The organism is Paraburkholderia dilworthii (genome assembly GCF_000472525.1).
Classification (GTDB): Bacteria; Pseudomonadota; Gammaproteobacteria; order Burkholderiales; family Burkholderiaceae; genus Paraburkholderia; species Paraburkholderia dilworthii.
This window is the reverse complement of sequence record NZ_AWZT01000011.1, coordinates 44,075-69,872: the sequence shown is the minus strand read 5'-3', so window position 1 is coordinate 69,872 and position 25,798 is coordinate 44,075. Positions and strand designations below refer to the sequence as shown.

Here is a 25,798-nt window from a genome sequence, read left to right as displayed (position 1 = left end):
GCCATCTGTTAACGCTAAAATAGCGGTTTTCCCTCGCACTTCGCGAACGCTCCGATTGACAACACTGTGCAATCGGCCCCGCGCGCGTCCACGTCATGCCCACTCTCGGTTCGCACAATCTGCGTAATAACCTGTTCGTCGCGCCAATGGCGGGCGTGACCGACCGTCCGTTCCGGCAGTTGTGCAAGCGGCTGGGCGCGGGCTATGCGGTGTCGGAAATGGTCGCGTCGAACGCACAGTTGTGGAAAAGCGAGAAGACCATGCGCCGCGCGAATCACACGGGCGAAGTCGAGCCGATCGCCGTGCAGATCGCCGGTGCCGATCCGGCCATGATGGCCGAAGCCGCCCGCTACAACGTGGCGAACGGCGCACAGATCATCGACATCAACATGGGCTGTCCGGCCAAGAAGGTGTGCAACGTGGCGGCGGGGTCGGCTCTATTGCAGAACGAGCCGCTCGTGCAGCGCATTGTCGAGGCGGTGGTGGGCGCGGTAGGCATCGGTCCGGACGCAGTGCCCGTCACGCTGAAAATCCGCACCGGCTGGGATCGTGAAAATAAGAATGCGCTGAACGTCGCGCGTCTCGCCGAAGCGGCCGGTATTTCGATGCTGACCGTGCACGGTCGCACGCGCGCCGACCTGTATCACGGCGATGCCGAATACGAAACCATCGCCGCGGTGAAGGCGGCCGTGCGTATTCCGGTGGTTGCCAACGGCGACATAACGTCGCCGGAAAAAGCGCGCCACGTGCTCGCCGTCACGGGCGCCGACGCCATCATGATCGGCCGCGCGGCGCAGGGGCGTCCGTGGCTGTTCCGCGAGATCGAGCATTTCCTGCAAACGGGCGAGTTGCTGGCGCCGCCGCGCATCGACGAAATCCAGCAGGTGATGAACGAGCATCTCGAAGATCACTACGCGTTCTACGGCGAATTTACGGGCGTTCGCACTGCGCGCAAGCACATCGGCTGGTACACTCGCGGCCTTTCCGGCGCCAACGTGTTCCGGCATCGCATGAATACGCTGGACACCACGCGCGAACAACTTCTCGCCGTCAACGAATTCTTCGACGCACAAAAGGCGATCTCCGACCGCCTCGTCTACGTCGACGAAGCAGTTGGCAACCCCGGGCCCGAGGGCGAGGACCACACCGACCGACTAGCAGCATGAGCAAGAACAATATCGAACAATCTGTCCGCGACAGCCTGGACGTGTATTTCCAGGATCTCGACGGCTCCAATCCGCACGACGTCTACGACATGGTGATTTCGTGCGTGGAAAAACCCCTGCTCGAAGTGGTGCTCGAGCAGGCTGGCGGCAATCAGTCGCTGGCCGCCGAGTATCTCGGCATCAACCGCAATACGCTGCGCAAGAAACTGCAACAGCATGGTCTGTTGTAGCCGTTTGTAGCTCGTTGTAGTTTTTCGCGCCCTGCCACGTTTCCCTTCGGCTTTTCGTCTTCATCATGATCAAGCAAGCGCTCATCTCCGTTTCCGACAAGTCCGGCATCGTCGACTTCGCCAAGTCGCTGTCGGACCTCGGCGTCAAGATCCTGTCGACCGGCGGCACCGCGAAACTGCTCGCGGACGCCGGCCTCTCCGTCACTGAAGTCGCCGATTACACGGGCTTCCCGGAAATGCTGGACGGGCGCGTGAAAACGCTGCATCCGAAGGTGCACGGCGGCATTCTCGCGCGCCGCGACCTGCCGGAACACATGGCGGCACTCGAGAAGCACGACATTCCGACCATCGACCTGCTGGTCGTGAATCTGTACCCGTTCGTGCAGACCGTGTCGAAAGAAGAGTGCTCGCTGGAAGACGCAATCGAGAACATCGACATTGGCGGCCCAACCATGCTGCGCTCGGCTGCGAAGAATCATCGCGACGTGACGGTGGTGGTCGACCCGGCTGACTACGCAGTCGTGCTCGATGAAATGCGCGCGAACAGCAATGCGGTGTCGTACAAGACGAATTTCCGTCTAGCGACCAAGGTGTTCGCGCACACCGCGCAGTACGACGGCGCGATCACGAACTATCTGACGAGCCTCACCGACGAACTGCAACACTCGTCGCGCAACGCCTATCCGGCAACGTTCAACCTGGCCTTTAACAAGGTGCAGGATCTGCGCTACGGCGAGAACCCGCATCAGAGCGCCGCGTTCTATCGCGACCTGTCGGTGCCGGCTGGCGCGCTCGCGAACTACAACCAGTTGCAGGGCAAGGAACTCTCGTACAACAACATCGCGGATTCCGACGCGGCTTGGGAATGCGTGAAGACCTTCGACGTGCCGGCGTGCGTGATCGTCAAGCACGCGAATCCGTGCGGCGTGGCGGTGGGCGCCGACGCGAACGAAGCGTACTCGAAGGCGTTCCAGACCGATCCGACGTCGGCGTTTGGCGGCATCATTGCATTCAATCGCGAGGTGGATGACACGGCGGCGCAAGCGGTGGCGAAGCAGTTTGTCGAAGTGCTGATCGCGCCGTCGTTCAGTGCCGAAGCGCGCCAGGTTTTCGCGGCGAAGCAGAATGTACGCTTGCTTGAAATCGCACTGGGCGAAGGCCATAACGCGTTCGATCTGAAGCGCGTGGGCGGCGGCCTGCTGGTTCAATCGCTCGATTCGAAGAACGTGCAGCCGCGGGAATTGCGCGTGGTCACGAAGCGTCATCCGACGCCGAAGGAAATGGACGACCTGCTCTTCGCATGGCGCGTGGCGAAGTACGTGAAGTCGAACGCGATCGTGTTCTGCGGCAACGGCATGACGCTCGGCGTCGGCGCCGGCCAGATGAGCCGCGTGGACTCGGCGCGCATCGCGAGCATCAAGGCGCAGAACGCCGGTTTGACGCTGACCGGTTCGGCGGTCGCGTCGGACGCGTTCTTCCCGTTCCGCGACGGCCTGGACGTGGTCGTGGCAGCGGGCGCGACCTGCGTGATTCAACCGGGCGGCTCGATGCGCGACGACGAAGTGGTTAGCGCCGCGGACGAGCACAACATCGCGATGGTGTTGACCGGTGTGCGTCACTTCCGGCATTGATTGCGGTTTGACGAGCGGCGTGTTGTTGCGCCGTATGCAGTAAGAGACGATCGAACGGCCCGGTGGAATTTTCCGCCGGGCCGTTTTGTTTTCGGATGCCCGGCGACGCCGCGCGTCAGTCGTCAGTCGTCAGTCGGGGGGATCCTTGCGCTCGTAGCCGTCTCTCACTTCCGGGTGCTGGCTGATGTAGGTGCCAAGGCCCTCGCCTTGCTTCGCGAGTCGCTTGAGTTCAGCGACATGTTTCACACCGACGCTCTTCTTCGAATACCAGTAAGTCGTACCCGAGTTGAAGCGAGCGGCGACGAAGTTATCGCTGATTTCGTAAGCCACGACGCCGGATTTCCCGCTTCTGTTTCCATAGCGCTGCATGTGCGGTCACCTCCTTCCGTCAGCCGCAGCAGTTTTTATTCCGCCTGCCTCGTAACATGCGAGCCGTCATGCGCCATGTGTGTTGTAGTATCGCAGGCACCTGGTTTTAACCGCATGTGCGGCACTTCATGAGAATTCTCGGCATCGACCCCGGCTTGCGCGTGACCGGCTTCGGCGTGATCGACCAAAGCGGTCATACACTCAGCTATGTCGCGAGCGGCATCATCAAGACCGCGGACGCCGATTTGCCGTCGCGGCTCGGTACCATTTTCGAGGGCATCTCGACGCTGATTCGCCAGCACTCGCCGGATCAATCGGCGATCGAAAAGGTGTTCGTCAACGTCAATCCACAATCCACGTTGCTGCTCGGCCAGGCGCGCGGCGCGGCCATTTGCGGACTAGTGGCGGGCGGCGTGCCGGTCGCTGAATACACGGCCTTGCAATTGAAGCAGGCCGTGGTCGGTTATGGCCGTGCGACGAAAGAGCAGATGCAGCAGATGGTGGTGCGCCTGCTCAATCTTTCGGGCGTGCCGAGCACCGACGCCGCCGACGCACTCGGCATGGCGATCTGTCACGCGCATGGCGGTACGACATTGAGCACGCTGGGCGGCATCGCCCCATCGCTTGCAAAAAAAGGACTGCGCGTGAGGCGCGGACGTCTGATTGGATAATTTTTCCGTGCTGCTCGCCGCACGATGCTTTTTTCGCTTGATGCGATGGCTGGCCTCAAGCGGCACGCACGCGCTGCGCTACACTCGCCCTTTCCCTCAAGTTTGAATTCGCCATGATCGGTCGCATTGCCGGCGTTCTGCTGGAAAAAAACCCGCCGCATCTGCTCGTCGACTGCAACGGCGTCGGCTACGAAGTCGACGTGCCGATGAGCACGTTCTACAACTTGCCGTCGACCGGCGAACGCGTGGTGCTGCTCACGCAGATGATCGTGCGTGAAGACGCACATCTGCTCTATGGTTTCGGCAGCGCCGAGGAACGTTCCACTTTCCGCGAGTTGTTGAAGATCTCCGGCATCGGCGCGCGCATGGCACTGGCTGTGCTGTCGGGCATGAGCGTGCACGAGCTTTCGCAAACGGTCACGATGCAGGACGCGGCGCGCCTCACGCGCGTGCCGGGCATCGGCAAAAAGACGGCCGAAAGGCTGCTGCTCGAACTGAAGGGCAAGCTCGGCGCGGACCTGGGCGCGATGGCCGGCGCGGCGTCGGCATCGGACCATGCGTCCGACATCCTGAATGCGCTGCTCGCGTTGGGCTACTCGGAAAAAGAAGCGTTGGCTGCGATCAAGAATGTACCGGCCGGCACGGGTGTTTCAGAAGGCATCAAACTGGCGTTGAAGGCGTTGTCCAAGGCTTGAAGCAGAATCCCGGCTGGTGTGCGGTACAACTCGACAGAGCCCGAGACATGCCGCGACGCATTTTAGTGTCGCGAAATCGGTTGGGCGACGCTTCACCTTGGCCGCAGGATGACGCCCGGGCTCGCGAGCAAGGTGCCCAAAGCGCCGAGCGCCTCGGCCGTTCGGCCGGGTTTCCCGACCGTCCTCGCGCGGTACAATGACCGCATGATCGAAACCGACAAATTCGCCGACAAACTCGCCGCCGAGCGCATCATTGCGGCCACGCCCGTCTCGCCGAACGAAGAAGCGTTCGAGCGCGCGTTGCGCCCGCGCCAGCTCGAAGAATATGTCGGGCAGGAAAAAGTGCGCGGCCAGTTGGAAATCTTTATCGAGGCCGCCAAGCGTCGCTCTGAATCGCTCGACCACGTGTTGCTGTTCGGGCCGCCCGGCTTGGGCAAAACCACGCTCGCGCACATCATCGCGCGCGAAATGGGCGTGAATCTGCGGCAAACCTCGGGGCCGGTGCTGGAGCGCGCCGGCGACCTCGCCGCGTTGCTCACCAATCTCGAAGCCAACGACGTCTTGTTCATCGACGAAATCCATCGGCTCTCGCCGGTCGTCGAAGAAATTCTGTACCCCGCGTTGGAGGACTATCAGATCGACATCATGATCGGCGAAGGGCCGGCCGCGCGCAGCGTCAAGCTGGACTTGCAGCCGTTCACGCTGGTCGGCGCGACCACCCGCGCGGGCATGCTCACCAATCCGCTGCGCGATCGCTTCGGCATCGTTGCACGGCTGGAGTTTTACAACGCCGAGGAACTGGCGCGCATCGTCACACGCTCGGCCTCGCTGCTCAACGCACAGATTCATCCGGACGGCGCGTTTGAAATCGCCAAGCGCGCGCGCGGCACGCCGCGTATCGCCAACCGGCTGCTGCGGCGCGTGCGCGATTTCGCCGAAGTGAAGGCCGACGGCAACATCACCGCTCAAGTAGCCGATGCAGCGCTCAGAATGCTCGACGTCGACGCGGTCGGCTTCGACCTGATGGACCGCAAGCTGCTGGAAGCGATCCTGCATAAGTTCGACGGCGGACCGGTCGGTGTCGACAATCTCGCGGCAGCCATCGGCGAAGAACGCGACACGATCGAAGATGTGCTCGAGCCGTATCTGATACAGCAAGGCTTTTTGCAACGCACGCCGCGCGGCCGCGTCGCCACGCTGCTGACGTACCGGCACTTCGGACTCGCGGCGCCGGACGCATCGAGCACTCTACCTGGCTTGTGGGATTCGGCTGCGACCTGAGCCGGATGTGAGCGTGGCTCACAGACCGCAAGCGGCGATTCGCCGGGCGGTTGGGCGGCTTGACGTGCGCCTCGGCGCCCCAGTAATCAGATGGGCGTCGGGTGGACGGCGTATCGAAATGGCGCGTCGGCGGGTTGCTGCCGCGTGAGCCCAATTTCGTTGAGCGGCGCGGCGTCACGGGCGCGGCGCAACTTCGATTGATGCGTGGCGCGAGTGATTAACGACTCGGTTCGGGGACTTTCTTCAAATTGTCGTCGGCGCTCGGCGCGTCGAGATGTGATACGTCGCCCCACGACACAACCGTCGCACGACCGTTCTCGAAGTCGACAATATTGACGCTCGTATTCAGCAGCGCATAGTCGCGCGGTGCATTGAGCGGCAAACCGCATGCGAAGCGGCGCACGCAGTCGAGCACGCCGCCATGTGCGACGCAAGCGATTCGCCCACCGGGATGCGCGGCGACGAGCGGTTCAATCGCGTGCAGCACGCGATGGTAGAACGCGCGCTGCGACTCACCTTCGGGCGGCGCGAAGCCGGGGTCGCGAGTTTGCCAGTGCGCGTATTCGTCGGGAAAACGCGCGGCGATTTCATCACTGTCGTGGCCCTGGAACGCTCCGTATGAGCGCTCGCGCAAAGCTTCGCTCAGATGCACCGGCAAACCGAGCGCATCCGCGACGGGTTGCGCGGTTTGCCGCGCGCGTTGCAGGTCGCTCGAATAGATCGCGTCGAGCCGCGCACCGTGCTTCACTTGATCGGCGATGCGCCGTGCGAGGCTTTGCGCCTGCGCAACCCCTACCGCCGCGAGCGGAATGTCGATGTGCCCTTGAATGCGTTTGATGCGGTTCCAGTCGGTCTCGCCGTGCCGGATAAACAGAATCTGCGTGGTCATGGGATTCAGTGGGCGCTGTTCGCCGGTTGTGCCGAACGGCTATTGTCGCAAGAACTGCGCGACACTCAGGCGTGAGTCTGCAGCCAGAACGTGACCGGCCCGTCGTTGACGAGCGACACTTGCATGTCGGCGCCGAATTCGCCCGTCTCGACGACAGGATGTTTCGCGCGCGCCGCCGAAACAAAGTATTCGAACAGACGCTTGCCTTCATCTGGCGGCGCGGCCGGCGTGAAGCTCGGACGCAAGCCGCTGTTGGTGTCCGCGGCTAACGTGAACTGCGAAACCAGCAGCAGACCGCCCGCGCGCCCGGTGCCGTCCAGGTTCTGCACAGAAAGGTTCATTTTGCCCGCGGCGTCGCTGAACACGCGGTAGCCGAGCACCTTGGCGAGCAGCCGCTCGGCCGCGGCTTCGGTGTCGCCACGCTCGGCGCACACGAGTGCAAGCAGGCCGGCGTCGATTGCGCCCGTCACGCGGTCCGCCACGCGCACTTCGGCGCGCCGCACGCGCTGGATCAGCGCGATCATCGGGCAGGCTCTGAGTGCGAGACCCGGTTCATCGCACGTGCACTCAGGCAGTGAGCGTGACGCGCGCAAAGCGGCGCTTGCCGACCTGCACGACATACTCGCCCGGCTCGACCTTCAGGCCCTTGTCGGACACCGTCGCACCGTCGATCTTCACGCCGCCCTGTTCGATATTGCGCAATGCTTCGCTCGTCGACGGGACGAGGTTCGCCTGCTTGAGCAACTGGCCGATGGCAAGCGGCGCGCCGGCGAGCGTGACCGCCGGGATGTCGTCCGGCACGCCGCCCTTCGCGCGATGGTTGAAGTCTTCGAGCGCCCGCTCGGCGTCGGCTGGCGAATGAAAACGCGCGACGATTTCCTGGCCCAGCATGACCTTGAAATCACGCGGATTGCGACCGGCTTCAATCTCTTTTTTGAAGCCTGCGATTTCATCCATCGGACGGAACGACAGCAGTTCGAAGTAACGCCACATCAGCGTGTCGGAAATGCTCATCAGCTTGCCGAACATGTCTGTCGGCTTTTCGCTGATACCGATGTAATTGTTCTTCGACTTCGACATCTTCTCGACGCCGTCGAGCCCTTCGAGCAGCGGCATGGTCAGGATGCACTGCTGCTCCTGGCCGTATTGCTTTTGCAGTTCGCGACCGACCAGCAGGTTGAACTTCTGATCCGTGCCGCCCAGTTCGAGGTCGGCGTTCAGCGCGACCGAGTCGTAACCCTGCATCAGCGGGTATAGGAATTCGTGGATCGAAATCGGCACGCCGCTCTGGAAACGCCTGGTGAAATCCTCGCGCTCGAGAATCCGAGCCACCGTGTAACGCGAGGCGAGCTTGATCATGCCGTCGGCGCCGAGCGGCATCGACCATTCGCTGTTGTAGCGGATTTCCGTCTTGTCGCGGTCGAGCACGAGCGCGGCCTGTTCGAAATACGTCTTCGCGTTCGATTCGATCTGCTCGCGGGTGAGCGGCGGGCGCGTGGCATTGCGGCCCGACGGGTCGCCGATCAGCGAAGTGAAATCGCCGATCAGGAAAATCACCGTGTGACCGAGGTCCTGCAACTGACGCATCTTGTTCAGCACGACCGTATGGCCGATATGGATGTCGGGCGCGGTCGGATCGAGCCCGAGCTTGATACGCAGGGGTGTGCCGGTCGCCTGGCTCTTCGCGAGTTTTTGAGCGAACTCTTCTTCGATCAGCAATTCGTCGACGCCCCGCTTCGTGACGGCGAGCGCGTGACGGACTTCGTCAGTGATCGGAAAGGCGGAGGCGGCGTTAGGCTTGGTGGACTCGGTGCTCATGCTGGAAACTTGAAGTCGCGAAAAAAGTAGATTGTCCCATAGATGCGTGCCGCCACGCCCACCGACAGGGCCGGGAGCGCGCCGCGCGTGCAGGATTTTCACGCGACGCGGTGTGCCGCGGACCGCGCCCTACTTCATATTCGAGCGCGCTTGCATCGATAATCTGCTAAAACGTTCGCAAAGAAGCGGCAATGAATGAGCAACGAACCATCATCAGGAGCAGCAACGTGGCGCAAGACCTCGCAGACGGCGTCTACTTTGGATTGATGTCCGGCACGAGCATGGACGGTGTGGACGGCGTAGCCGTCCGGTTCGCCGAGGGGGAGCCGCCCGTCGTGCTGGCCGAGGCGTTCGTCGGTTTTGCGGCGGGCTTGCGCGAGGCGTTGTTCGCGCTGCAACAACCGGGCGACAACGAGATCGAACGTGAAGCGCTGGCCGCCAACGCGCTCGCCACGCGCTACACCGTGTGCTGTCACGAACTGCTGCGCGGCTGCCACGTGTCCGCCGCGGAAGTGCGCGCGATCGGCGTGCACGGACAGACGGTGCGGCATCGGCCGGAGAAAGGCTATACGCGGCAGATCAACAACCCCGCGCTGCTCGCCGAGATGATGCATATCGACGTGATCGCCGACTTCCGCAGCCGCGACGTCGCGGCCGGCGGCCAGGGCGCGCCGCTCGTACCGGCGTTTCACGCGACGGTGTTCGGCGCGAAAGACGAAACGCGCGTGGTGTGCAACCTTGGCGGCATCAGCAACATCACGATCCTGAGTGCGACCGGCAGCGTGCGCGGCTTCGATTGCGGGCCGGCGAACGCGCTTCTCGACGAGTGGGCGCAGCGCCATCTCGGCAAACCGTTCGACGAGAACGGGCATTTCGCGGCGGGCGGCCAAGTGGACCGGTCGCTGCTGAACGCGCTGCTCGACGAACCCTTCTTCGCGCAACAGCCGCCCAAAAGCACGGGCCGCGACCTGTTCAACGCCGAGTGGCTCGACGCCAAACTGCGGCCGTTCGGCGGGCTCGCGCCGGCCGACGTGCAGGCGACGCTCGTCGCGCTGACTGCGGTGACGGTCGCACGCGAGATCGAACGGCACGCGTCGGACGCACGGGCGGTGTACGTCTGCGGCGGCGGCGCGCGCAATCCGGAGATTCTGAAGGCGTTACAGGAGGCGCTGGAAGACAGCGGCGTAAGCGGCGTGCCCGTGATGACCACCGACGCACTCGGCGTGCCGCCGAGCCAGGTCGAGCCGCTCGCGTTCGCGTGGCTCGCGATGCGCTGCGTCGCGCGTCTGCCGGGTAATTTGCCGGCCGTTACCGGCGCGAGCGCCGAGCGTGTGCTGGGAGCGATTTACCCGAGTTGACGCACGCTGTCATTGAGCGAGCGGGGGCCGCGTTGGTTGCGTGCGCGTGCGTATCGTCGGCTCGGGCACGCAATAGAAGACGGGGCCGAGGCCCCGTTCCTTCGCAATGCTTCTTCTACCCGGCTATCAGACCGAGAATGACGAACCGCAACCGCAGGTCGTAGTCGCGTTCGGGTTCTTGATCACAAACTGCGCGCCGTTGATGTCGTCCTTGTAGTCGATCTCAGCGCCGACCAGATACTGGTAGCTCATAGAGTCGATCAGCAGCTGCACGCCGCTCTTGTTCATGACGGTGTCGTCTTCGTTGACGGCTTCGTCGAACGTAAAGCCGTATTGGAAGCCCGAGCAGCCGCCGCCCTGCACGAAAACGCGCAGTTTCAGGTCCGCATTGCCTTCTTCTTCGATTAGTTGCTTGACCTTGTCAGCCGCTGCGTCGGTAAAAACGAAGGGGGCGGGCATCTCGGTCACGGGTGTATCGGTGACTGCGTTCATTCGAACTCTCCAGAAAGCTTCTAACCGCTATTGTAGGGCTGATCTCAATATCGTGCCGAAGCCCACAAAATCAATGGGTTCTTACAGCAAACCCGTTCGACGCGGGCTCCCGCGCGCCGTCGCGCCGCCCCTGGTGCAAAGCGGCTTTCAGTGGCGGCCGATTCGTCGGGTCACCATCGACCAGCCGCCGCCAGCCATAAAAAAAGCCGCCTTCGCGACAGCGTTGGCGGCTTTTGCTGCGTTCCAGCCCCAAGAGCCGGTTCGCACCCAAAGCGATTAACGCTTCGAGAATTGCTTCCTGCGACGTGCCTTGTGGAAGCCGACCTTCTTACGTTCGACTTCACGCGCGTCACGCGTGACAAAGCCAGCCTTCGACAGTTCCGGCTTCAACGTTGCGTCGTAGTCCATCAGCGCGCGGGTGATGCCGTGGCGAACCGCACCGGCCTGACCCGTTTCACCGCCACCCGTCACGTTGACCTTGATGTCGAACGTGACGCCGTGGTTCGTGAGTTCCAGCGGCTGACGCACGATCATCAGCGACGTTTCGCGCGAGAAGTAATCGGCGATGGGCTTGCCGTTGACAACGATATCGCCCTTGCCTGCCTTGATGAACACACGTGCGACGGCGCTCTTGCGGCGGCCCGTGCCGTAATTCCAGTTACCGATCATGTGGGCTCCCCTTAGATCTCGAGCGCTTTCGGCTGTTGCGCCGAATGCGGATGCGTTGCTTCAGCGTAGACCTTCAGCTTCTTGATCATCGCGTAGCCGAGCGGGCCCTTCGGCAGCATGCCCTTGACCGCTTTCTCGAGCGCACGGCCCGGGAAGCGTTCCTGCATCTTGCCGAACGTCGTTTCATAGATACCGCCCGGGTAGCCCGAGTGGCGATAGTACTTCTTGTCAGTAGCCTTGTTGCCCGTGACCTTCAGCTTGCCGGCGTTGATAACGATGATGAAATCACCGGTGTCGACGTGGGGAGTGAATTCAGGCTTGTGCTTGCCGCGAAGACGGTGTGCCACTTCGCTGGCGACACGCCCGAGAACCTTATCCGTCGCGTCAATCACGTACCATTCGCGCGTCACCTCATGGGCTTTTGCGGAAAACGTCTTCATGATCGATCCAAAAAAATTGCTGCGCCCAATGTGTTTTTCCTGCTTGTAGTGTGCGCATCGAGGCGCGTGCAGGCTCTCCCTGTTCTTCCTCCGCGGGCGCGAATGCGGAAAAGCCCTGAATTATAAAGGAATTTACGAGGTCAAGTCAAAATGTGCGGAACTGACGCTGAAGGCCGCTCAAAATCGGCCTTCGGAGCGCGTAAGGCGTGGGCGAAAAAAAACCCGAACAAGTGGTTCGGGTTTAATCCACCAAAGGAGGAGGTGGAGGAGACAGCGGAGGTTGCGCACTGCGGCAACCGATGACGCAATTATATGAAGCATCCTTGTGCAACGCAAGAACCTTTGCAATGTGAAATGCAGTTTCATAATGCGAGTTGCAGACGGAACGCGATAGGGTTGTGCGCTAACGTCACGAATCAACGCTGGCGCGCTTCTAGTGACGGCGCCGCTGGCGCGACTAGAGCAAAACCCCTAAAAGTTCCGTCCTTTCGCCATCAACCGCAATATGCCGCGCTGCAACACGCAACCCGCGGTTTCGCATAATTCCGGCTGGGAGGCGCCTCGGGCGGACACCGGATCGCCGGGCTACAATGCCGTCTCGACATAGCGAAGCGCGGTGGAGCACAGCATGGAATGCAAAGTAAGCTGGATGGGGCAAGACGGGATGGCGTTTGCGGCCGAGACGGGCAGCGGCCATCTGGTCGCGATGGATGGCGCGCCCGAAGGCGGCGGCCGTAATCTCGCGCCGCGTCCGATGGAAATGGTTTTGCTCGGCACGGGCGGCTGCACCGCCTACGACGTCGTGATGATCCTGAAGAAAAGCCGCCAGGAAATTGCCGGCTGCTCCGTGACGCTGAAAGCCGAGCGCGCCAGCGAAGATCCGAAAGTGTTCACCAAGATTCACTTTCACTTCACCGTGACCGGCAAGAATCTGAACCCGGCCACCGTGGAGCGCGCGATCAACCTGTCGCACGACAAATATTGCTCGGCTTCGATCATGATCGCGAAAACAGCCGAACTGACGCACTCGTTCGATATCGTAGCGAAATGAGCGCATGGTTCGACGGCGCGAGCGTACACCGCAGCGGCGGTCTTAACTGAAGCCCCGCACGCAAGAACAAAAATGCCGGCGTCCCGAAAAGACGCCGGCATTTTTTTGTCAGGTGGCAAAGCAGGCCGATAAGCCGGATTCTGTGCACGCGCAACATCCGAAGATGCGACGCGCGTGGCAGCCATTCCTCTAGGCGCGCCATTACTGACACGCTCAAGCTTCCTACCCGCAGACGAGACGGGGGCCCCGTCCTGCATCTCGAAGATGCGCGCCTGCCTACTTGGAATTGCTCCGGGTGGAGGTTACCGTGCCGGTCTGCCTTGCAGCAGCCGCGGTGCGCTCTTACCGCACCGTTTCACCCTTACCTGATCCCGGCTTGCACCGGGCCATCGGCGGTTTGCTTTCTGTTGCCCTGTTCCGCGTGTTGCCACGGATGGCCGTTAGCCATCACCCTGCCCTGTGGAGTCCGGACTTTCCTCGCCCTCTTTGGCCGAAGCCGCTGAGGCCGCGACTGCCTGGCCTGCTTTGCTGGCGCCGATTTTAGCATCTGCGCGCCGGCCGGAGCGGAATACGGATTTGTCGTCGTAGAAGTCCGGCGCCTCGTTGTCGGGCCACCAGCCGGGAATTCCCAGCACCGGGAGTGGCGCGAACAGGCGGCTCGTCAGGAAGTCGGTGTTCAGCAAAGCGGCGCTGACGGCGGCGTCCAGCCACGCGTCGCGTGCAGCGGCGTCCCATTTGAAGTAGGCCGATGGCACATCGACGATCCATGCATGCCCCGTGCAGGCTTTGAACGGCGCCATCAGCTTTTCCAGCAGCGCATGGCCGAAGCAGCGGACTTCGCAGATCGAGCCCCAGGCGTCGCGTCGCTGGACGAACAGCGTTTGCCAGTCGAAGGCTCGCAGCGCGGCGCTCAAGCCCGGATCGGCGCACGCGAACAGGAGCGCATTCTCGTCGAAAAGAGTCAGCGCATCGCGCACGCCGCCGCGCGTCGGCCCGACGCCCAGCAGGTCGATTGCCGCCGACTGCCGCACGTTGAGCGCCGCCTTGATGCACGGAAAGGCGAACCACATCGACGCGTTGAAAAAGTCGTGCAGATTGTGGCGTGTTGGAACGCAGCCGGTTGACGCGATGTGCGCCTCGTAGGCGGCGCCGAGCGGCAATTCGTCCTGTGCAATGAACGCGAGACGCTGACCGCGGCCTGTCGTCTGGCGCGTCTCGCATGCATCGGCATTCATTTCGACGAGTAAGGCCGCGTAACTCGTGAGCGCAGCCCGCTGCCAGCGCTCGCCGCGTCCGGCAAATTGCGTGAACCACGGCTTTGACCAGTCGATCGCTGCGAAGCATGACCGTGTGGGATCTGCGCACACGGAGGGCGTCGCGGCAATTGCCGGCGGGTTTGCTTGGACGCCTGTCGCCGCAATCGCTGGGTCTGCTGGGTCTGCTGGGTCTGCTGGGTCTGCTGGGTCTGCTGTACCCGCTGTACCCGCTGTACCTGCTGTACCTGCTTCGCTTGCCGCACTTGCCGCACTTGCCGCACTTGCAGCAGTCCCAGCACCTCCAGCAGCCACACCACTCACAGCATTCGGCACACTTCCTTCACTCACCGAACTTCCTGCGCTCGGCGCATATGCAGCGCTCGCCGCAACTGCGCCCACGCCCAGCGCCGCTCCGGCACGAAGACTTGCCGCCTCGCCATCGCCCTCGTTCACACTCGCGCCCGCGCCATTCTCCATCTAGCACAGCCTCACACCAGCCGCCAACCGATCGACTCGCCGCCGCGCAGCGGCACCACCGGCGTATCGCCAACCGGCAGTTCGGCCGGCAGCGTCCATTCCTCCCGACGCAGCGTGACCTTTTCGTCGTTGCGCGGCAGACCGTAGAAGTCCGCGCCGAAGAAGCTCGCAAAGCCTTCGAGCTTGTCGAGCGCGCCGGCCTTGTCGAAGGCCTCGGTGTATAACTCGAGCGCGTGCAGCGCCGTATAGCAGCCCGCGCAGCCGCAAGCGTGCTCCTTCAAACCCTTCGGATGCGGCGCGCTGTCGGTGCCGAGGAAGAAGCGCGGATTGCCCGAGCTCGCCGCTTCGACCAGCGCCAGGCGATGCGTCTCACGCTTGAGCACAGGCAAACAGTAGTAATGCGGGCGAATGCCGCCCTGGAAAATCGCGTTCCGGTTGTACAGCAGATGATGCGCGGTGATCGTCGCACCCAACAGATCGGGCGTCACGCCGGCTTCGCGGATGTAATCGACGGCGTCCTTCGTGGTGATGTGCTCGAACACCACTTTCAGCGCCGGAAACTCGCGGCGCAACGGCGCCATGACCCGGTCGATGAATACCTTCTCGCGGTCGAACAGGTCGATCGACGAGTCCGTCACTTCGCCATGCACGAGGAGCGGCATGCCGGTTTCCTGCATCACTTCGAGCGTTTTCGCGCACTTCATAATGTCGGTGACGCCCGCGTCCGAGTTTGTCGTCGCCCCGGCCGGATACAGCTTCACGCCGTGGACGAAACCGCTTTCACGCGCGCGGCGGATTTCGTCGGGCGGCGTGTTGTCGGTCAGATACAGCGTCATCAGCGGCTCGAACTTCGCGCCCGCCGGGATGGCGGCCACGATCCGCTCGCGATACGCCTGCGCCATCGCCGTGGTCGTGACCGGCGGCTTCAGGTTCGGCATGATGATCGCGCGTCCGAACTGGCGCGCGGTGTCCGGCAAGACAGCGGCAAGCATTGCGCCGTCGCGGACGTGCAAATGCCAGTCGTCCGGGCGGGCGAGCGTGATCGAGTCGCGGGAGTCAGGAGAAGCGTTGGAAGCGGTCATGGCGAGAGGAGAGCGAAAGCGAAACGGGAGACAGCGACGAATGCGAACAAACGCGCGAGCAATACGCCGACGATGAGGTCAAACCGTCGTGTTGCGGCCTGAACACACGTCAATTTTGCTATTTGGCGTTTATGGCTCGGTGATATGCTTGGAAAATCATCATTGTAACGGCTCGCCCGTTCACAGGCTTAACCGCAACATGTGCCAACTTCTCGGAATGAACTGCGCCGCGCCGACGGACGTCACGTTCTCGTTCACCGGCTTTGCGGCGCGCGGCGGCGTCACCGATCACCATGCCGACGGCTGGGGCATCGCCTTCTTTGAAGACAAAGCGTGCCGCCTGTTCATCGACCATCAATCGTCGGCCACCTCGCCGATTGCCGAGATGGTCAAGCGCTATCCGATCAAGTCGAAGAACACCATCGCGCATATTCGGAAGGCGACGCAAGGGCACATCCTGCTGGAAAACTGCCATCCGTTCATGCGCGAACTGTGGGGCCGCCACTGGATCTTCGCGCACAACGGCGATCTCAAGGACTATTCGCCGGTATTCAGTGGGGTCTATCAGCCCGTGGGCACGACCGACAGCGAGCTCGCTTTCTGCGCGCTGCTGGAAGGTTTGCGCAAGGCATTTCCGGGCGCGCAACAACCGCCACTCAACGAACTGTTCGCCGCGCTTGAAACGCTCACGCGCGAGATCACGCGGTTCGGCGTGTTCAACTTCCTGATGTCCAACGGCCAGGCTCTGTTCGCGCATTGCTCGACGCATCTGCATTACATCGTGCGGTGCTGGCCGTTTTCCACCGCGCATCTGGTCGATGCCGACGTCTCGATCGACTTTGCAAAGTACACGACGCCGGAAGACCGCGTCGCTGTGATCGCAACCCAGCCGCTGACCGACAACGAAGTGTGGACCGCGTTCGAACCCGGCGACCTGATGATGTTCCAGCACGGCGACGTAATCGGCCGCGTCAATGTGCCTGTGCCAGCGTCGGTGCTGGAGAAGCTGCGCAATCCGACTCTCGATGCGTCCGCTTCGACGAGCACGATAGCGGCTTCGGTCTCGGCCACACCCGCCGTGTCGCGGGCAGAGGTCGATCTGGAAGCGGCGGACGATGCCGCAGCGTTCGAGTCCTGAGCACGCGGCATAGCAGCGCTTCAGCAATAAAAAAGCCGCTCTTTCGAGCGGCATTTCGTTGGCGCACTGGCGGGAAAAAATCGCACACGAGACCCGCCGCGCTTCCTGGCTTCAGTGCAAAATCTTCGCGAGAAAATCCTTCGCGCGATCCGACTTCGGATTATCGAAGAAGTCGTCCTTGCGGTCGTCTTCGACGATCAAGCCCTTGTCCATGAAGATCACGCGATGCGCGACCTTCTTCGCAAAGCCCATTTCGTGCGTCACGCACATCATGGTCATGCCTTCCTGCGCGAGTTCGACCATCACATCGAGCACTTCATTGATCATTTCCGGGTCGAGTGCCGACGTGGGTTCGTCGAACAGCATCGCGATCGGATCCATCGACAACGCGCGGGCAATCGCCACACGCTGCTGCTGACCGCCCGACAACTGTCCCGGGAATTTGTCAGCGTGCGCGCGCAGACCGACGCGATCGAGCAGCTTCAGGCCCTTCGCCGACGCTTCGTCCTTCGAGCGGCCGAGCACCTTGATCTGCGCGAGGGTAAGGTTTTGCACGATCGACAGATGCGGGAACAGTTCGAAGTGCTGGAACACCATGCCGACCTTCGAACGCAGCTTCGACAGATTGGTTTTCTTGTCGGTCAGCGATTGGCCGTTGATGACGATCTCGCCCTTCTGAAACGGCTCGAGGCCATTGACGGTCTTGATCAGCGTGGACTTGCCCGAACCCGACGGCCCGCACACCACGACCACTTCACCCTTTTTGACTTCCGTCGTGCAGTCCGTCAGCACCTGAAACTGGCCGTACCACTTCGAAACATTCTTGATAGAGATCATCTTGCGACCTTTTTCTGAAGACCTTTGACGAGGCTCGACGCGATCACGCAGATCACGAAATAACACGCGCCCGCGAACAGTACCATTTCGACATTCGTGCCGTCACGATCGCCAATATTCGTGGCGGTGCGGAAGAAGTCGGCGAGGCTGATCACGTAGACGAGCGACGTATCCTGAAACAGCACGATGCCCTGCGTAAGCAGCAGCGGCACCATTGCGCGAAACGCCTGCGGCAACACCACGAGACGCATGGACTGCGCGTAGTTCATGCCAAGCGCGAACGACGCGTTCACCTGCCCGCGCGGCACGGACTGAATACCCGCGCGAATGATCTCGGAGTAATACGCCGCCTCGAACAGCGAGAACGCGACCATTGCGGACGCGAGTCGAATGTCGATATCCGGCGACAGGCCGAGCACGTTCTGCAGCACCTGCGGCACGATCAGGAAGAACCACAGGAGGACCATCACCAGCGGAATCGAACGGAAAATCGTCACGTAGCCCTTCGCGAACCACTCGAAAGGTTTGAACGACGACAGCCGCAACATCGCGAGAACCGTGCCCCAGACAATGCCGATCACGATCGCGATCAGCGTGATCTTCAAGGTGACAATGGCGCCGGTCCACAACGTAGGCAGTGCGCCCGGAATACCGCTCCAGTCGAAATGGTGCATCACTTGCCTCCGATATAGCCGGGCAACCGGGCCTTGGATTCGACCCAGCGCATCAGTTGCATCACGACCAGGTTGATCAGCACGTAGGCCAGCGTGACCGCGATAAACGACTCATACGTCTGCGACGTGTAGTCGACGAGTTGGCGCGCCTGCGCGGACAGATCCAGCAGACCGATCGTCGACGCCACCGCCGAGTTCTTGAAGATATTCAGAAACTCGGAAGTAAGCGGCGGCACGATGATCCGATATGCGACCGGCAGCAACACATAGCGATACGTCTGCCATTGTGTGAAGCCCATCGCGAGACCCGCGGCGCGCTGACCGCGCGGCAACGCGTTGATGCCCGAGCGCACCTGCTCGCACACACGCGCGGCAGTGAACAGCCCGAGACAGATGATCGACGAAGAGAAGAACTGCGCGCCCGGCGGCAGTTGCTTGAACCAGGTACCGATTGAGACTGGCAACAGCTCCGGTATCACCAGATACCAGATGAAGAACTGCACGATCAGCGGAATATTGCGAAAAATCGCGACGTAGAGCGTGCCGATGCCCGACGCCCATTTGTTCGGCACCGTGCGCAGCACGCCGAACAACGAACCGACGATCAGCGCGATCACCCATGCCGACAGCGACACGGTAATCGTCACCCAGAAGCCCGACAGCAGCCAGCCCAGATAGGTGGTCGGCTCGCCGGTGGAGACCGGACTCAGCAGAATGCCCCAGTTCCAGTGATATGACATGACCAAGACTCCAGCAAAAAGAAACGGAAGAAGCGCGTGGCCCCTTCCGTTTCATTCAGCGTTTCAAAAAAACAGCTACGGTTTAATCGATTGCCTTGTCATTCGGGCTCTTGTAGAGCGCCTTCATGTCGTCGCTTTCCGGGAAGTTCAGGTTCAGGCCCTTCGGCGGAATCGGCGATTCGAACCACTTCTTGTAGATCTTGTCGGCTTCGCCCGAGGTTTCCACCTTCGCGATTGCGTCGTCGACGACCTTCTTGAACTCCGGATCGTTCTTGCGCAGCATGCAGCCGTAAGCTTCATGCGACTGCGGCGCGCCGACGATCACGAAATCGCCCGGATTGTTCGACTTCGCGCGCTCGCCCGCGAGCAGCGCGTCGTCCATCATGAACGCAGCGGCGCGGCCGGTGGACAGCGTCAGGAACGACTCGCCGTGATCCTTCGCGCTGATGATGTTCATGCCCATGCTCTTGTCCTGGTTCATCTTGCGAAGCAGGCGCTCGGACGTAGTGCCGGCGGTCGTGACGACCGTCTTGCCCTTCAGGTCCGCCCAGTCCTTGATGCCCGAATCCTTCTTGGTCATCAGACGCGTGCCGATCACGAAGATTGTGTTCGAGAACGCCACTTGTTGCTGGCGCTCGGCGTTATTCGTGGTGGAACCGCATTCCATGTCGACGGTGCCGTTCTGCACCAGCGGAATACGGTTTTGCGACGTGACCGGCGTCAGTTTCACCTTCAGGTTCGGCATGTTCAGCTTCTGCTTGACTGCCTCAACCACCTTCAACGCGAATTCCTGCGAATAACCGATGACGTTCTGCTTGTCGTCGTAGTAAGAAAACGGAATCGACGATTCGCGATGGCCCAGCGAAATGACGCCCGTGTCCTTGATTTTCTTCAGCGTACCAGCGTCTTGCGCGTGCGCGCCAACCGTAAACAGTCCGAGAGTCGCGAGCAGCAGCGCAGCTTTTTTAACCTTCATGTTTGATCTCCTTGGCAAGAACCGGCGCCAGTTTAGCAAAGTAATTATTCTGAAAGTATGGCTATAAACCATTGTTGTTGCGCGCACGCCGCTATTGCCTGGCGGCGGCTTCGCGCAGTCGGTCAACGTTTGCGCATATGCAAAGGCGGGCGGCATCGTAACGATGCCGCCCGCCGGGTACAACACGCGCTCTTGTGGAGCCCGTTCAAGCATGCGCATTCACATGAAATGCGCGGCAGATCCGCAAGGTAGCAGACCCGCCGTTTCCTCGAGTTACAAGCAACGATCAGGGATACAGGCCGCGCATTTCGCGCGCTTGCAGAATCCGCTTACACGCGACGATAAACGCCGCCGTCCGCACCGACACCTTCTGCTCGCTCGACACTTGCCACACCGCGGCAAATGCTTCGCGCATCACGCGCTCGAGGCGCTGGTTGATTTCGTCTTCGGTCCAGAAGAAGCTCGAGAAGTCCTGCACCCATTCGAAGTACGACACCGTCACGCCGCCCGCATTGGCCACCACGTCCGGAATCACGAGGATGCCGCGGTCGTGCAAGATGTCGTCGGCGGCCGTGGTGGTCGGGCCGTTCGCGCCTTCCACGACGATCTTCGTCTTGATCTTGCCGGCGTTCTTTTCGGTGATCTGGTTTTCGAGCGCGGCCGGGATCAGGATGTCGGATTCGACGCTCCAGAATTCTTCGTTCGCCACCGAGTCGGCTTCGGGGAAACCACCGACGCCGCCCGTCTTCGCCACGTGATCGAGCAACGCGACCGCGTCGATACCGGTCGACTTGTAGAGCGAGCCGGTGTGATCCTGCACCGCGACCACCTTCGCACCCGCTTCCTGGAACAGGCGCGCGGCGATTCCGCCGACGTTGCCGAAACCTTGCACGGCAATGCGCGCACCTTCGATGTCGAAGCCGATACGGCGCGCCGCTTCGCAGCCGACCACGAACACGCCGCGGCCCGTCGCTTCGCGGCGGCCGAGGGAACCGCCGAGCGTGATCGGCTTGCCGGTCACCACACCCGTCGCCGTTTGGCCCTGGTTCATGGAGTACGTGTCCATCATCCACGCCATGATCTGCTCGTTCGTGTTCACGTCCGGCGCGGGAATGTCGGTGTTCGGTCCGATGATGATGCCGATTTCGCTCGTGTAGCGGCGCGTCATGCGCTCCAGTTCACCGCGCGACAAGGTGCGCGGATCGACACGGATACCGCCCTTGGCGCCGCCGTAAGGCACGTTCACCGCCGCGTTCTTCACCGACATCCACGCGGACAGCGCCATCACTTCCGACAGCGTCACGTCCTGGTGATAACGTACACCGCCCTTGCCCGGACCACGCGACACGTTGTGCTGAACGCGGTAGCCCTCGAAGTGCGCGACAGTGCCGTTATCGAGTTCGATAGGCACGTCGACGATCAAAATGCGCTTCGGGCGCTTCAGGGTTTCGAGCCAGCGCGACAACGAGCCGAGGTACGGCGCGACGCGGTCGACCTGGCGCAGGTAGTTACCCCACGGGCCGAGATCTTCGCTATTCAGATAGGAGGGAACCGACTGCAACGATGAGGCGGATTGTGCGACTTGCTGCTGGGAAGACATGAACGCTCCGGCGTTGATCGAATAGCAGCATTGTCGAAAAAGGCCGTTTTGAAATCCAATGCCGTTTCCTTATCCCCTTATGTTTTTTTTGCATAATCTCCGGGAAGCTGCAAATCCGCGTCGTTGCCACGCAGGTTTTTCATGCGCCGCCGTGCGCGAGTTCTTCAGAGACCACTTCCCATAACTGCCGCACAAGGATCTGACGCGCGTCGTCGCTTTTGGCGGCCAGCTTGTCGCGATACAGGCGAATTTCCATAGTGAGCGTGAGTTGCCCTTCGGGCGTGCCGCGGCTCGCACGGTCGAGCCGGATCAGCTTGCCGTCTGCGACCGCGTCTTCCACCGCGCTGTGCGGCAGGAAGGCGATGCCGTGGCCGGCCAGCGCCATCGCCTTGAGGCCTTCCGCCATGTCGGTTTCGTAAAGACGGTCCAGATGCAGGCGTTCGGGCGCGTTGGCCAGAATCACCTCGGTCATGCGTCCGAGATATGCGTTCGGCGTGTACGACAGGTAAGGCGTAGGCGCTTGCGCCGTGCCCGGCAACGTGTGACGCGGCCGGCCTGCACGCCCCGGCGCGGAGAACGGGCTGATCGGCTCGTTGCCGAGCGTCAGCATGTCATAGCGGCCCGGATCGAGCGCGACCGGATGACTGGGATGGTGATAACCCATCATGACATCGCAACCGCCTTCCACCAGCGACAGCGCCGCGTCGTGCACGTTGAGCGCGCGCAATCGCGTATGGATCGGGCCCATCTGCGCCTCGATGCGTTGCAGCCAGCGCGGAAAGTACGTGAGCGACAACGTATGCGGCACGGCGAATTCGATCGTCGCTTGGGGCGTCGCCGTATGGCCGCGCAACAGCGCCCGTGCCTCGTGAAACTGCGAGAGCATCGCGAGCGCCTGCTCGTTGAAGACCTGGCCCGCAGCCGTGAGCCGCGTCGGATACACCGAGCGGTCGATCAACTCGGTGCCGAGCCACGCCTCGAGCGCCTGAATGCGCCGCGAAAACGCCGGCTGGGTGACATGACGCAATTCAGCCGAGCGGCTGAAACTACGCGTTTCCGCGAGCGAAACGAAGTCTTCGAGCCATTTCAGTTCCATGCGCAGCCTGCTGCCGGCGAGAAAGAAGAAGTCAGCATTCTAGTGGGTGCCGCGAGGCGCGCCTGCTTTGCTTGCGCCCGCTTTGCTTGCGCCCGCTTATCGCAGCTTCGCCAAAAAATCGGATTCCGCCGATAGTTCGGCGCGCCGCACGTCGCTATCTTGCGTCGGCCGCAAGCGTGCGGCGCTCCACCTGCTTGCGCCACGCTGCAACGAGCGGCCGCGCCCCGGCAGATGCCGATCCACAACCGTCACTTACCTCGCCGCGCAACGCGGACCCAGCCCATGCGTCCACTCGTCTCGATCATCACGCCGACTGCCAATCGCGAAGACCTGCTGCCGGCCATTGCGCGCTGCGTGTCGCGCCAGCAAGTCGACTGGGAATGGCTGATTCTCGACGACAGCGCCGAGCCGAGCGCGTACCTGCGAGCATTGGCGTCGCAAGACGCGCGGGTTCGCTATTTTCATACGCCGGCGCGGATCTCGATCGGTGCGAAGCGCAATTTTTTGATCGCCGAGGCGCGCGGTTCGGTGATCGCCCATTTCGACGACGACGACCACTACGCGCCTCATTACCTCGCGCACATGGTCACGACGATGCGCGAGAACCACGCGGATCTCGTCAAGCTGTCGGGCTTTTTCATGTTCGCACCGCACACGCAATTCTTCGGCTATATGGATCTCAATGCGAAGGTCGGCCTGCACTACGAATTGAGCGGCCAGTCGGTGAGCCACGTCGAGTTTCACGAAAAAATGCAGATCGGGGCGGATTTCGTGCTGTTCTATGGCTTCTCTTACGTGTACGAAAAAGCGCTGGCCGCGGTGTCCGCTTTCGGCGATATCGACTTGTGCGACGACGAGAGTTTTATCCGGCCCGTGGTCGAAGCCGGCCGCAAAGTCATCGCCGTCGACGATCCGCAAGCGAGTTGCTTGCACATCGTGCATCCGGGCTCGACGTCGCGCTGTTTCTCGCGCTACTCGATGCCTTCGTTCATCGTGCCTACGCTGTTTCCTTGCTACGAAGGCTCGCCGAGCTGAGCGTCGCTGCGGCGGCTGGCGTCATCCGGCGCCCGGCGTTCCGGGCAGACGCCGCTCTGGTGGTAAAATTCGCGGTTCCCTCCGTTCCGATCCGCTCACCGCGCGTTCAGTGAGCGCTCAACGCCTAGAGCCAGCCGCCATCATGTCCGACACCCGCCCCGACACCCTGTTCGCGCTGAATGCGCTCTCTCCGCTCGACGGCCGCTACGCGTCGAAAACCGAAGCCCTGCGCGAGTGGCTCTCGGAAGCCGCATTCATGCGCAATCGCGTGACGGTTGAAATCCATTGGCTGATCGCGCTTTCGCGCGCGGGTTTCGCCGAAGTGCCGCGCTTTTCCGAAGCCTCGGAGCAGTTTCTGCTGCAACTGGCCGAGCGCTTCACCGCGCACGACGCCGCACGCATCAAGGAGATCGAGCGCGTCACGAATCACGACGTGAAAGCGGTCGAATACTGGCTCAAGGAGTCGGTAAAGGGTCAGGAAGAGCTGGAGCGCGCGAGCGAGTTCATCCACTTCGCGTGCACGTCGGAAGACATCAACAACACGTCGCACGGCCTGATGCTCGCGGGCGCCCGCGAGCACGTCATTCTGCCGGCGCTGCGCTCGGTGCATCAGAGGCTCGTCTCGCTGGCTCACGCGCACGCCGCTCAGCCGATGCTCTCGCGCACGCACGGCCAGCCGGCCAGCCCGACCACGCTCGGCAAAGAGATCGCGAACGTGGCTGCACGCCTCGAGCGCGCGATCGACCGTATCGCCCAGGTTGAACTGCTCGGCAAGATGAACGGCGCGGTCGGCAATTTCAACGCGCATTTGTCCGCGTATCCCGAGTTCGACTGGGAAGCGTTCTCGCGCGAAGTGGTCGAACAGCGTCTGAAGCTCGCGTTCAATCCGTACACGATCCAGATCGAGCCGCACGACTACATGGCTGAACTGTTCGACGCCGTCGCGCGCGCGAACACGATCCTGCTGGATCTCGACCGCGACGTGTGGGGCTACATTTCGGTCGGCTACTTCAAGCAGCGCACGAAGGCCGGCGAGATCGGTTCGTCGACGATGCCGCACAAGGTCAACCCGATCGACTTCGAAAACTCCGAAGGCAACCTCGGTCTCGCGAACGCAACGCTGCGCCATCTCGCCGACAAGCTGCCGGTTTCGCGCTGGCAGCGCGACCTGACCGACTCGACGGTGCTGCGCAATATGGGCGTCGCGTTCGGCTATTCGCTGCTCGCGTACGACTCGCTGATCCGCGGTCTGGACAAGCTCGAAGTGAACGCGCAGCGCCTGAACGAAGACCTCGATAACTGCTGGGAAGTGCTGGCCGAACCGGTGCAAACGGTGATGCGCCGTTACGGCATCGCAAATCCGTACGAGCAGTTGAAGGAATTGACGCGCGGCAAGGGCATCACGCGTGAGGCGCTGCAAACCTTCGTCGGCGGCCTGGCTATTCCGCAAGACGCGAAAGACCGCTTGCTCGCCATGACGCCGGGTTCGTACATCGGCAAGGCAGTCGAACTGGCGAAGCGCATCGGCTAGGAGCCTGGGTCGTTCTTCAAGGCAAAAGGCAAAAGAAAAGCCGCTCCAAGGAGCGGCTTTTTTGCATCTGAACGGCAATCTCCGCGCGGGAGCTTACCGCTGCTCGACCTGCTTCAACACGTCGTCGACTATCTGTTCCGGCGACAGTTCGATGTTCACCGTCACCGCCTCGTCCGCGCCCGGTTCTTCGAGCGTGTCGAGTTGGCTTTGCAGCAGCGAGGGATCGAAGAAGTGGCCGGTACGCGTGGTCAGACGTTCTTCCAGCACCTCGCGCGAGCCCTTCAGATACACGAAGCACACGTCCTTGTCGCCGTCGCGCAAAATGTCGCGATACGAGCGCTTCAGCGACGAACACGTGAACACCGCCGTCTCGCCCGCCTTCTGCTTTTCTTCGATCGCGGCGCGGATAGTTTTGAGCCACGGCCACCGGTCTTCGTCGGTGAGCGGAATGCCGTGGTGCATTTTCTCCTTGTTGGCGGCGCTGTGAAACGCGTCGCCGTCGGTGAACGCGCAGTGCAGGCGCTCTGCCAGCATCTCGCCAATTCTCGTTTTGCCGGCGCCCGACACGCCCATTGCGATCAAAATCATCAAAAACT

General features: G+C 61.9%; 26 protein-coding genes, 1 other RNA gene and 1 pseudogene. 11 read left to right on the top strand and 17 right to left on the bottom strand.

Features of this window, described 5'->3' with window-relative positions; genetic code table 11:
- Positions 1-95: 95 nt before the first annotated feature.
- The 3 genes from dusB (at position 96) to purH (ending at position 3,027) form a co-directional block, all read left to right on the top strand.
- Entirely contained in the window at positions 96-1,166 is a 1,071-nt protein-coding gene (dusB, locus tag F759_RS0112515) for a tRNA dihydrouridine synthase DusB (RefSeq protein WP_027800161.1), read from the top strand.
- Positions 1,163-1,396 (top strand): Fis family transcriptional regulator, encoded by a 234-nt coding sequence (locus F759_RS0112510; RefSeq protein ID WP_008919619.1) that lies wholly within the window; start codon positions 1,163-1,165, stop codon positions 1,394-1,396. The genes dusB and F759_RS0112510 overlap by 4 nt, the downstream gene beginning before the upstream one ends.
- 65 nt (positions 1,397-1,461) lie before the next feature.
- Positions 1,462-3,027 carry a bifunctional phosphoribosylaminoimidazolecarboxamide formyltransferase/IMP cyclohydrolase gene (purH, locus tag F759_RS0112505; protein WP_027800160.1) on the top strand — a complete coding sequence of 522 codons (1,566 nt, stop codon included), beginning with the start codon at positions 1,462-1,464 and terminating at the stop codon, positions 3,025-3,027.
- Between the two features lie 129 nt (positions 3,028-3,156).
- On the opposite strand, the gene F759_RS0112500 is transcribed toward purH, so the two are convergent.
- Positions 3,157-3,396, bottom strand: coding sequence for a hypothetical protein (locus tag F759_RS0112500; RefSeq protein ID WP_027800159.1), 240 nt, complete (start codon positions 3,394-3,396; stop codon positions 3,157-3,159).
- Between the two features lie 128 nt (positions 3,397-3,524).
- Here F759_RS0112500 and ruvC point away from each other — a divergent pair, with 128 nt between their 5' ends.
- The 3 genes from ruvC to ruvB all read left to right on the top strand — a co-directional run bounded on the left by ruvC (position 3,525) and on the right by ruvB (position 6,043).
- Positions 3,525-4,067 carry a crossover junction endodeoxyribonuclease RuvC gene (gene ruvC / locus F759_RS0112495; protein WP_027800158.1) on the top strand — a complete coding sequence of 181 codons (543 nt, stop codon included), beginning with the start codon at positions 3,525-3,527 and terminating at the stop codon, positions 4,065-4,067.
- A gap of 113 nt (positions 4,068-4,180) precedes the next feature.
- The gene (gene ruvA, locus F759_RS0112490; protein WP_027800157.1) at positions 4,181-4,762 is read left to right on the top strand and encodes a Holliday junction branch migration protein RuvA; all 582 of its coding nucleotides are present in this window, start codon (positions 4,181-4,183) and stop codon (positions 4,760-4,762) included.
- Positions 4,763-4,966: 204 nt separating this feature from the next.
- Positions 4,967-6,043 (top strand): Holliday junction branch migration DNA helicase RuvB, encoded by a 1,077-nt coding sequence (ruvB, locus tag F759_RS0112485; protein WP_027800156.1) that lies wholly within the window; start codon positions 4,967-4,969, stop codon positions 6,041-6,043.
- A 217-nt stretch (positions 6,044-6,260) separates the two neighbouring features.
- On the opposite strand, the gene F759_RS0112480 is transcribed toward ruvB, so the two are convergent.
- The 3 genes from F759_RS0112480 to tyrS all read right to left on the bottom strand — a co-directional run bounded on the left by F759_RS0112480 (position 6,261) and on the right by tyrS (position 8,750).
- A complete protein-coding gene (locus tag F759_RS0112480) occupies positions 6,261-6,932 on the bottom strand; it encodes a histidine phosphatase family protein (protein WP_027800155.1) in 672 nt (223 codons plus the stop codon).
- A gap of 65 nt (positions 6,933-6,997) precedes the next feature.
- Positions 6,998-7,456 carry a D-aminoacyl-tRNA deacylase gene (gene dtd / locus F759_RS0112475; protein ID WP_027800154.1) on the bottom strand — a complete coding sequence of 153 codons (459 nt, stop codon included), beginning with the start codon at positions 7,454-7,456 and terminating at the stop codon, positions 6,998-7,000.
- 43 nt (positions 7,457-7,499) lie between these two features.
- The gene (gene tyrS / locus F759_RS0112470; RefSeq protein WP_027800153.1) at positions 7,500-8,750 is read right to left on the bottom strand and encodes a tyrosine--tRNA ligase; all 1,251 of its coding nucleotides are present in this window, start codon (positions 8,748-8,750) and stop codon (positions 7,500-7,502) included.
- Positions 8,751-8,977: 227 nt separating this feature from the next.
- Here tyrS and F759_RS0112465 point away from each other — a divergent pair, with 227 nt between their 5' ends.
- Positions 8,978-10,108 (top strand): anhydro-N-acetylmuramic acid kinase, encoded by a 1,131-nt coding sequence (locus F759_RS0112465; RefSeq protein WP_027800152.1) that lies wholly within the window; start codon positions 8,978-8,980, stop codon positions 10,106-10,108.
- 126 nt (positions 10,109-10,234) lie between these two features.
- Here F759_RS0112465 and erpA read toward each other — a convergent pair whose 3' ends face one another.
- From erpA to rplM, 3 genes are all read right to left on the bottom strand, one after another.
- Positions 10,235-10,600: an iron-sulfur cluster insertion protein ErpA gene (gene erpA / locus F759_RS0112460; RefSeq protein ID WP_007180424.1), complete on the bottom strand. Its 366-nt coding sequence runs from the start codon at positions 10,598-10,600 to the stop codon at positions 10,235-10,237.
- 276 nt (positions 10,601-10,876) lie between these two features.
- Positions 10,877-11,269 carry a 30S ribosomal protein S9 gene (rpsI, locus tag F759_RS0112455; RefSeq protein WP_011489810.1) on the bottom strand — a complete coding sequence of 131 codons (393 nt, stop codon included), beginning with the start codon at positions 11,267-11,269 and terminating at the stop codon, positions 10,877-10,879.
- 11 nt (positions 11,270-11,280) lie between these two features.
- Positions 11,281-11,709: a 50S ribosomal protein L13 gene (rplM, locus tag F759_RS0112450; protein WP_020069304.1), complete on the bottom strand. Its 429-nt coding sequence runs from the start codon at positions 11,707-11,709 to the stop codon at positions 11,281-11,283.
- Between the two features lie 628 nt (positions 11,710-12,337).
- Here rplM and F759_RS0112445 point away from each other — a divergent pair.
- Positions 12,338-12,760 (top strand): OsmC family protein, encoded by a 423-nt coding sequence (locus tag F759_RS0112445; protein ID WP_027800151.1) that lies wholly within the window; start codon positions 12,338-12,340, stop codon positions 12,758-12,760.
- A 113-nt stretch (positions 12,761-12,873) separates the two neighbouring features.
- Here the strand turns inward: F759_RS0112445 and rnpB are convergent.
- The 3 genes and pseudogenes from rnpB to pyrC form a co-directional block, all read right to left on the bottom strand.
- Positions 12,874-13,287: RNase P RNA component class A (rnpB, locus tag F759_RS40090), an RNA gene on the bottom strand.
- Between the two features lie 21 nt (positions 13,288-13,308).
- Positions 13,309-14,127: pseudogene (locus tag F759_RS0112440) on the bottom strand (DUF3025 domain-containing protein); the annotation flags it as partial.
- Positions 14,128-14,504: 377 nt separating this feature from the next.
- Positions 14,505-15,575 (bottom strand): dihydroorotase, encoded by a 1,071-nt coding sequence (pyrC, locus tag F759_RS0112435; protein WP_027800149.1) that lies wholly within the window; start codon positions 15,573-15,575, stop codon positions 14,505-14,507.
- A gap of 199 nt (positions 15,576-15,774) precedes the next feature.
- Here pyrC and F759_RS0112430 point away from each other — a divergent pair, with 199 nt between their 5' ends.
- Complete coding sequence (locus F759_RS0112430; protein ID WP_084534246.1) at positions 15,775-16,713, top strand: class II glutamine amidotransferase; 939 nt, start codon at positions 15,775-15,777, stop codon at positions 16,711-16,713.
- A gap of 111 nt (positions 16,714-16,824) precedes the next feature.
- On the opposite strand, the gene F759_RS0112425 is transcribed toward F759_RS0112430, so the two are convergent.
- From F759_RS0112425 to F759_RS0112400, 6 genes are all read right to left on the bottom strand, one after another.
- Positions 16,825-17,550, bottom strand: coding sequence for an amino acid ABC transporter ATP-binding protein (locus F759_RS0112425; protein ID WP_006051922.1), 726 nt, complete (start codon positions 17,548-17,550; stop codon positions 16,825-16,827).
- On the bottom strand, positions 17,547-18,224 hold the full coding sequence (gene gltK / locus F759_RS0112420) for a glutamate/aspartate ABC transporter permease GltK (protein ID WP_027800147.1): 678 nt from the start codon (positions 18,222-18,224) through the stop codon (positions 17,547-17,549). Before gltK ends, F759_RS0112425 begins: the two co-directional genes overlap by 4 nt.
- Positions 18,224-18,964, bottom strand: a complete 741-nt coding sequence (locus F759_RS0112415) for an amino acid ABC transporter permease (RefSeq protein ID WP_027800146.1) — start codon at positions 18,962-18,964, stop codon at positions 18,224-18,226. The genes gltK and F759_RS0112415 overlap by 1 nt, the downstream gene beginning before the upstream one ends.
- Before the next feature lie 82 nt (positions 18,965-19,046).
- Entirely contained in the window at positions 19,047-19,940 is an 894-nt protein-coding gene (locus F759_RS0112410) for a glutamate/aspartate ABC transporter substrate-binding protein (RefSeq protein WP_027800145.1), read from the bottom strand.
- Between the two features lie 286 nt (positions 19,941-20,226).
- Positions 20,227-21,540 carry a Glu/Leu/Phe/Val family dehydrogenase gene (locus F759_RS0112405; RefSeq protein ID WP_027800144.1) on the bottom strand — a complete coding sequence of 438 codons (1,314 nt, stop codon included), beginning with the start codon at positions 21,538-21,540 and terminating at the stop codon, positions 20,227-20,229.
- Between the two features lie 139 nt (positions 21,541-21,679).
- The gene (locus tag F759_RS0112400; protein WP_027800143.1) at positions 21,680-22,636 is read right to left on the bottom strand and encodes a LysR family transcriptional regulator; all 957 of its coding nucleotides are present in this window, start codon (positions 22,634-22,636) and stop codon (positions 21,680-21,682) included.
- A 282-nt stretch (positions 22,637-22,918) separates the two neighbouring features.
- Between F759_RS0112400 and F759_RS0112390 the strand changes: the two genes are divergently transcribed.
- Together F759_RS0112390 and purB are read left to right on the top strand one after the other, a co-directional pair.
- Positions 22,919-23,671, top strand: coding sequence for a glycosyltransferase family 2 protein (locus tag F759_RS0112390; protein WP_027800142.1), 753 nt, complete (start codon positions 22,919-22,921; stop codon positions 23,669-23,671).
- Between the two features lie 142 nt (positions 23,672-23,813).
- A complete protein-coding gene (gene purB, locus F759_RS0112385; RefSeq protein WP_027800141.1) occupies positions 23,814-25,202 on the top strand; it encodes an adenylosuccinate lyase in 1,389 nt (462 codons plus the stop codon).
- A 93-nt stretch (positions 25,203-25,295) separates the two neighbouring features.
- Here purB and F759_RS0112380 read toward each other — a convergent pair whose 3' ends face one another.
- The gene (locus tag F759_RS0112380; protein ID WP_027800140.1) at positions 25,296-25,790 is read right to left on the bottom strand and encodes a gluconokinase; all 495 of its coding nucleotides are present in this window, start codon (positions 25,788-25,790) and stop codon (positions 25,296-25,298) included.
- Between the last annotated feature and the right edge of the window lie 8 nt (positions 25,791-25,798).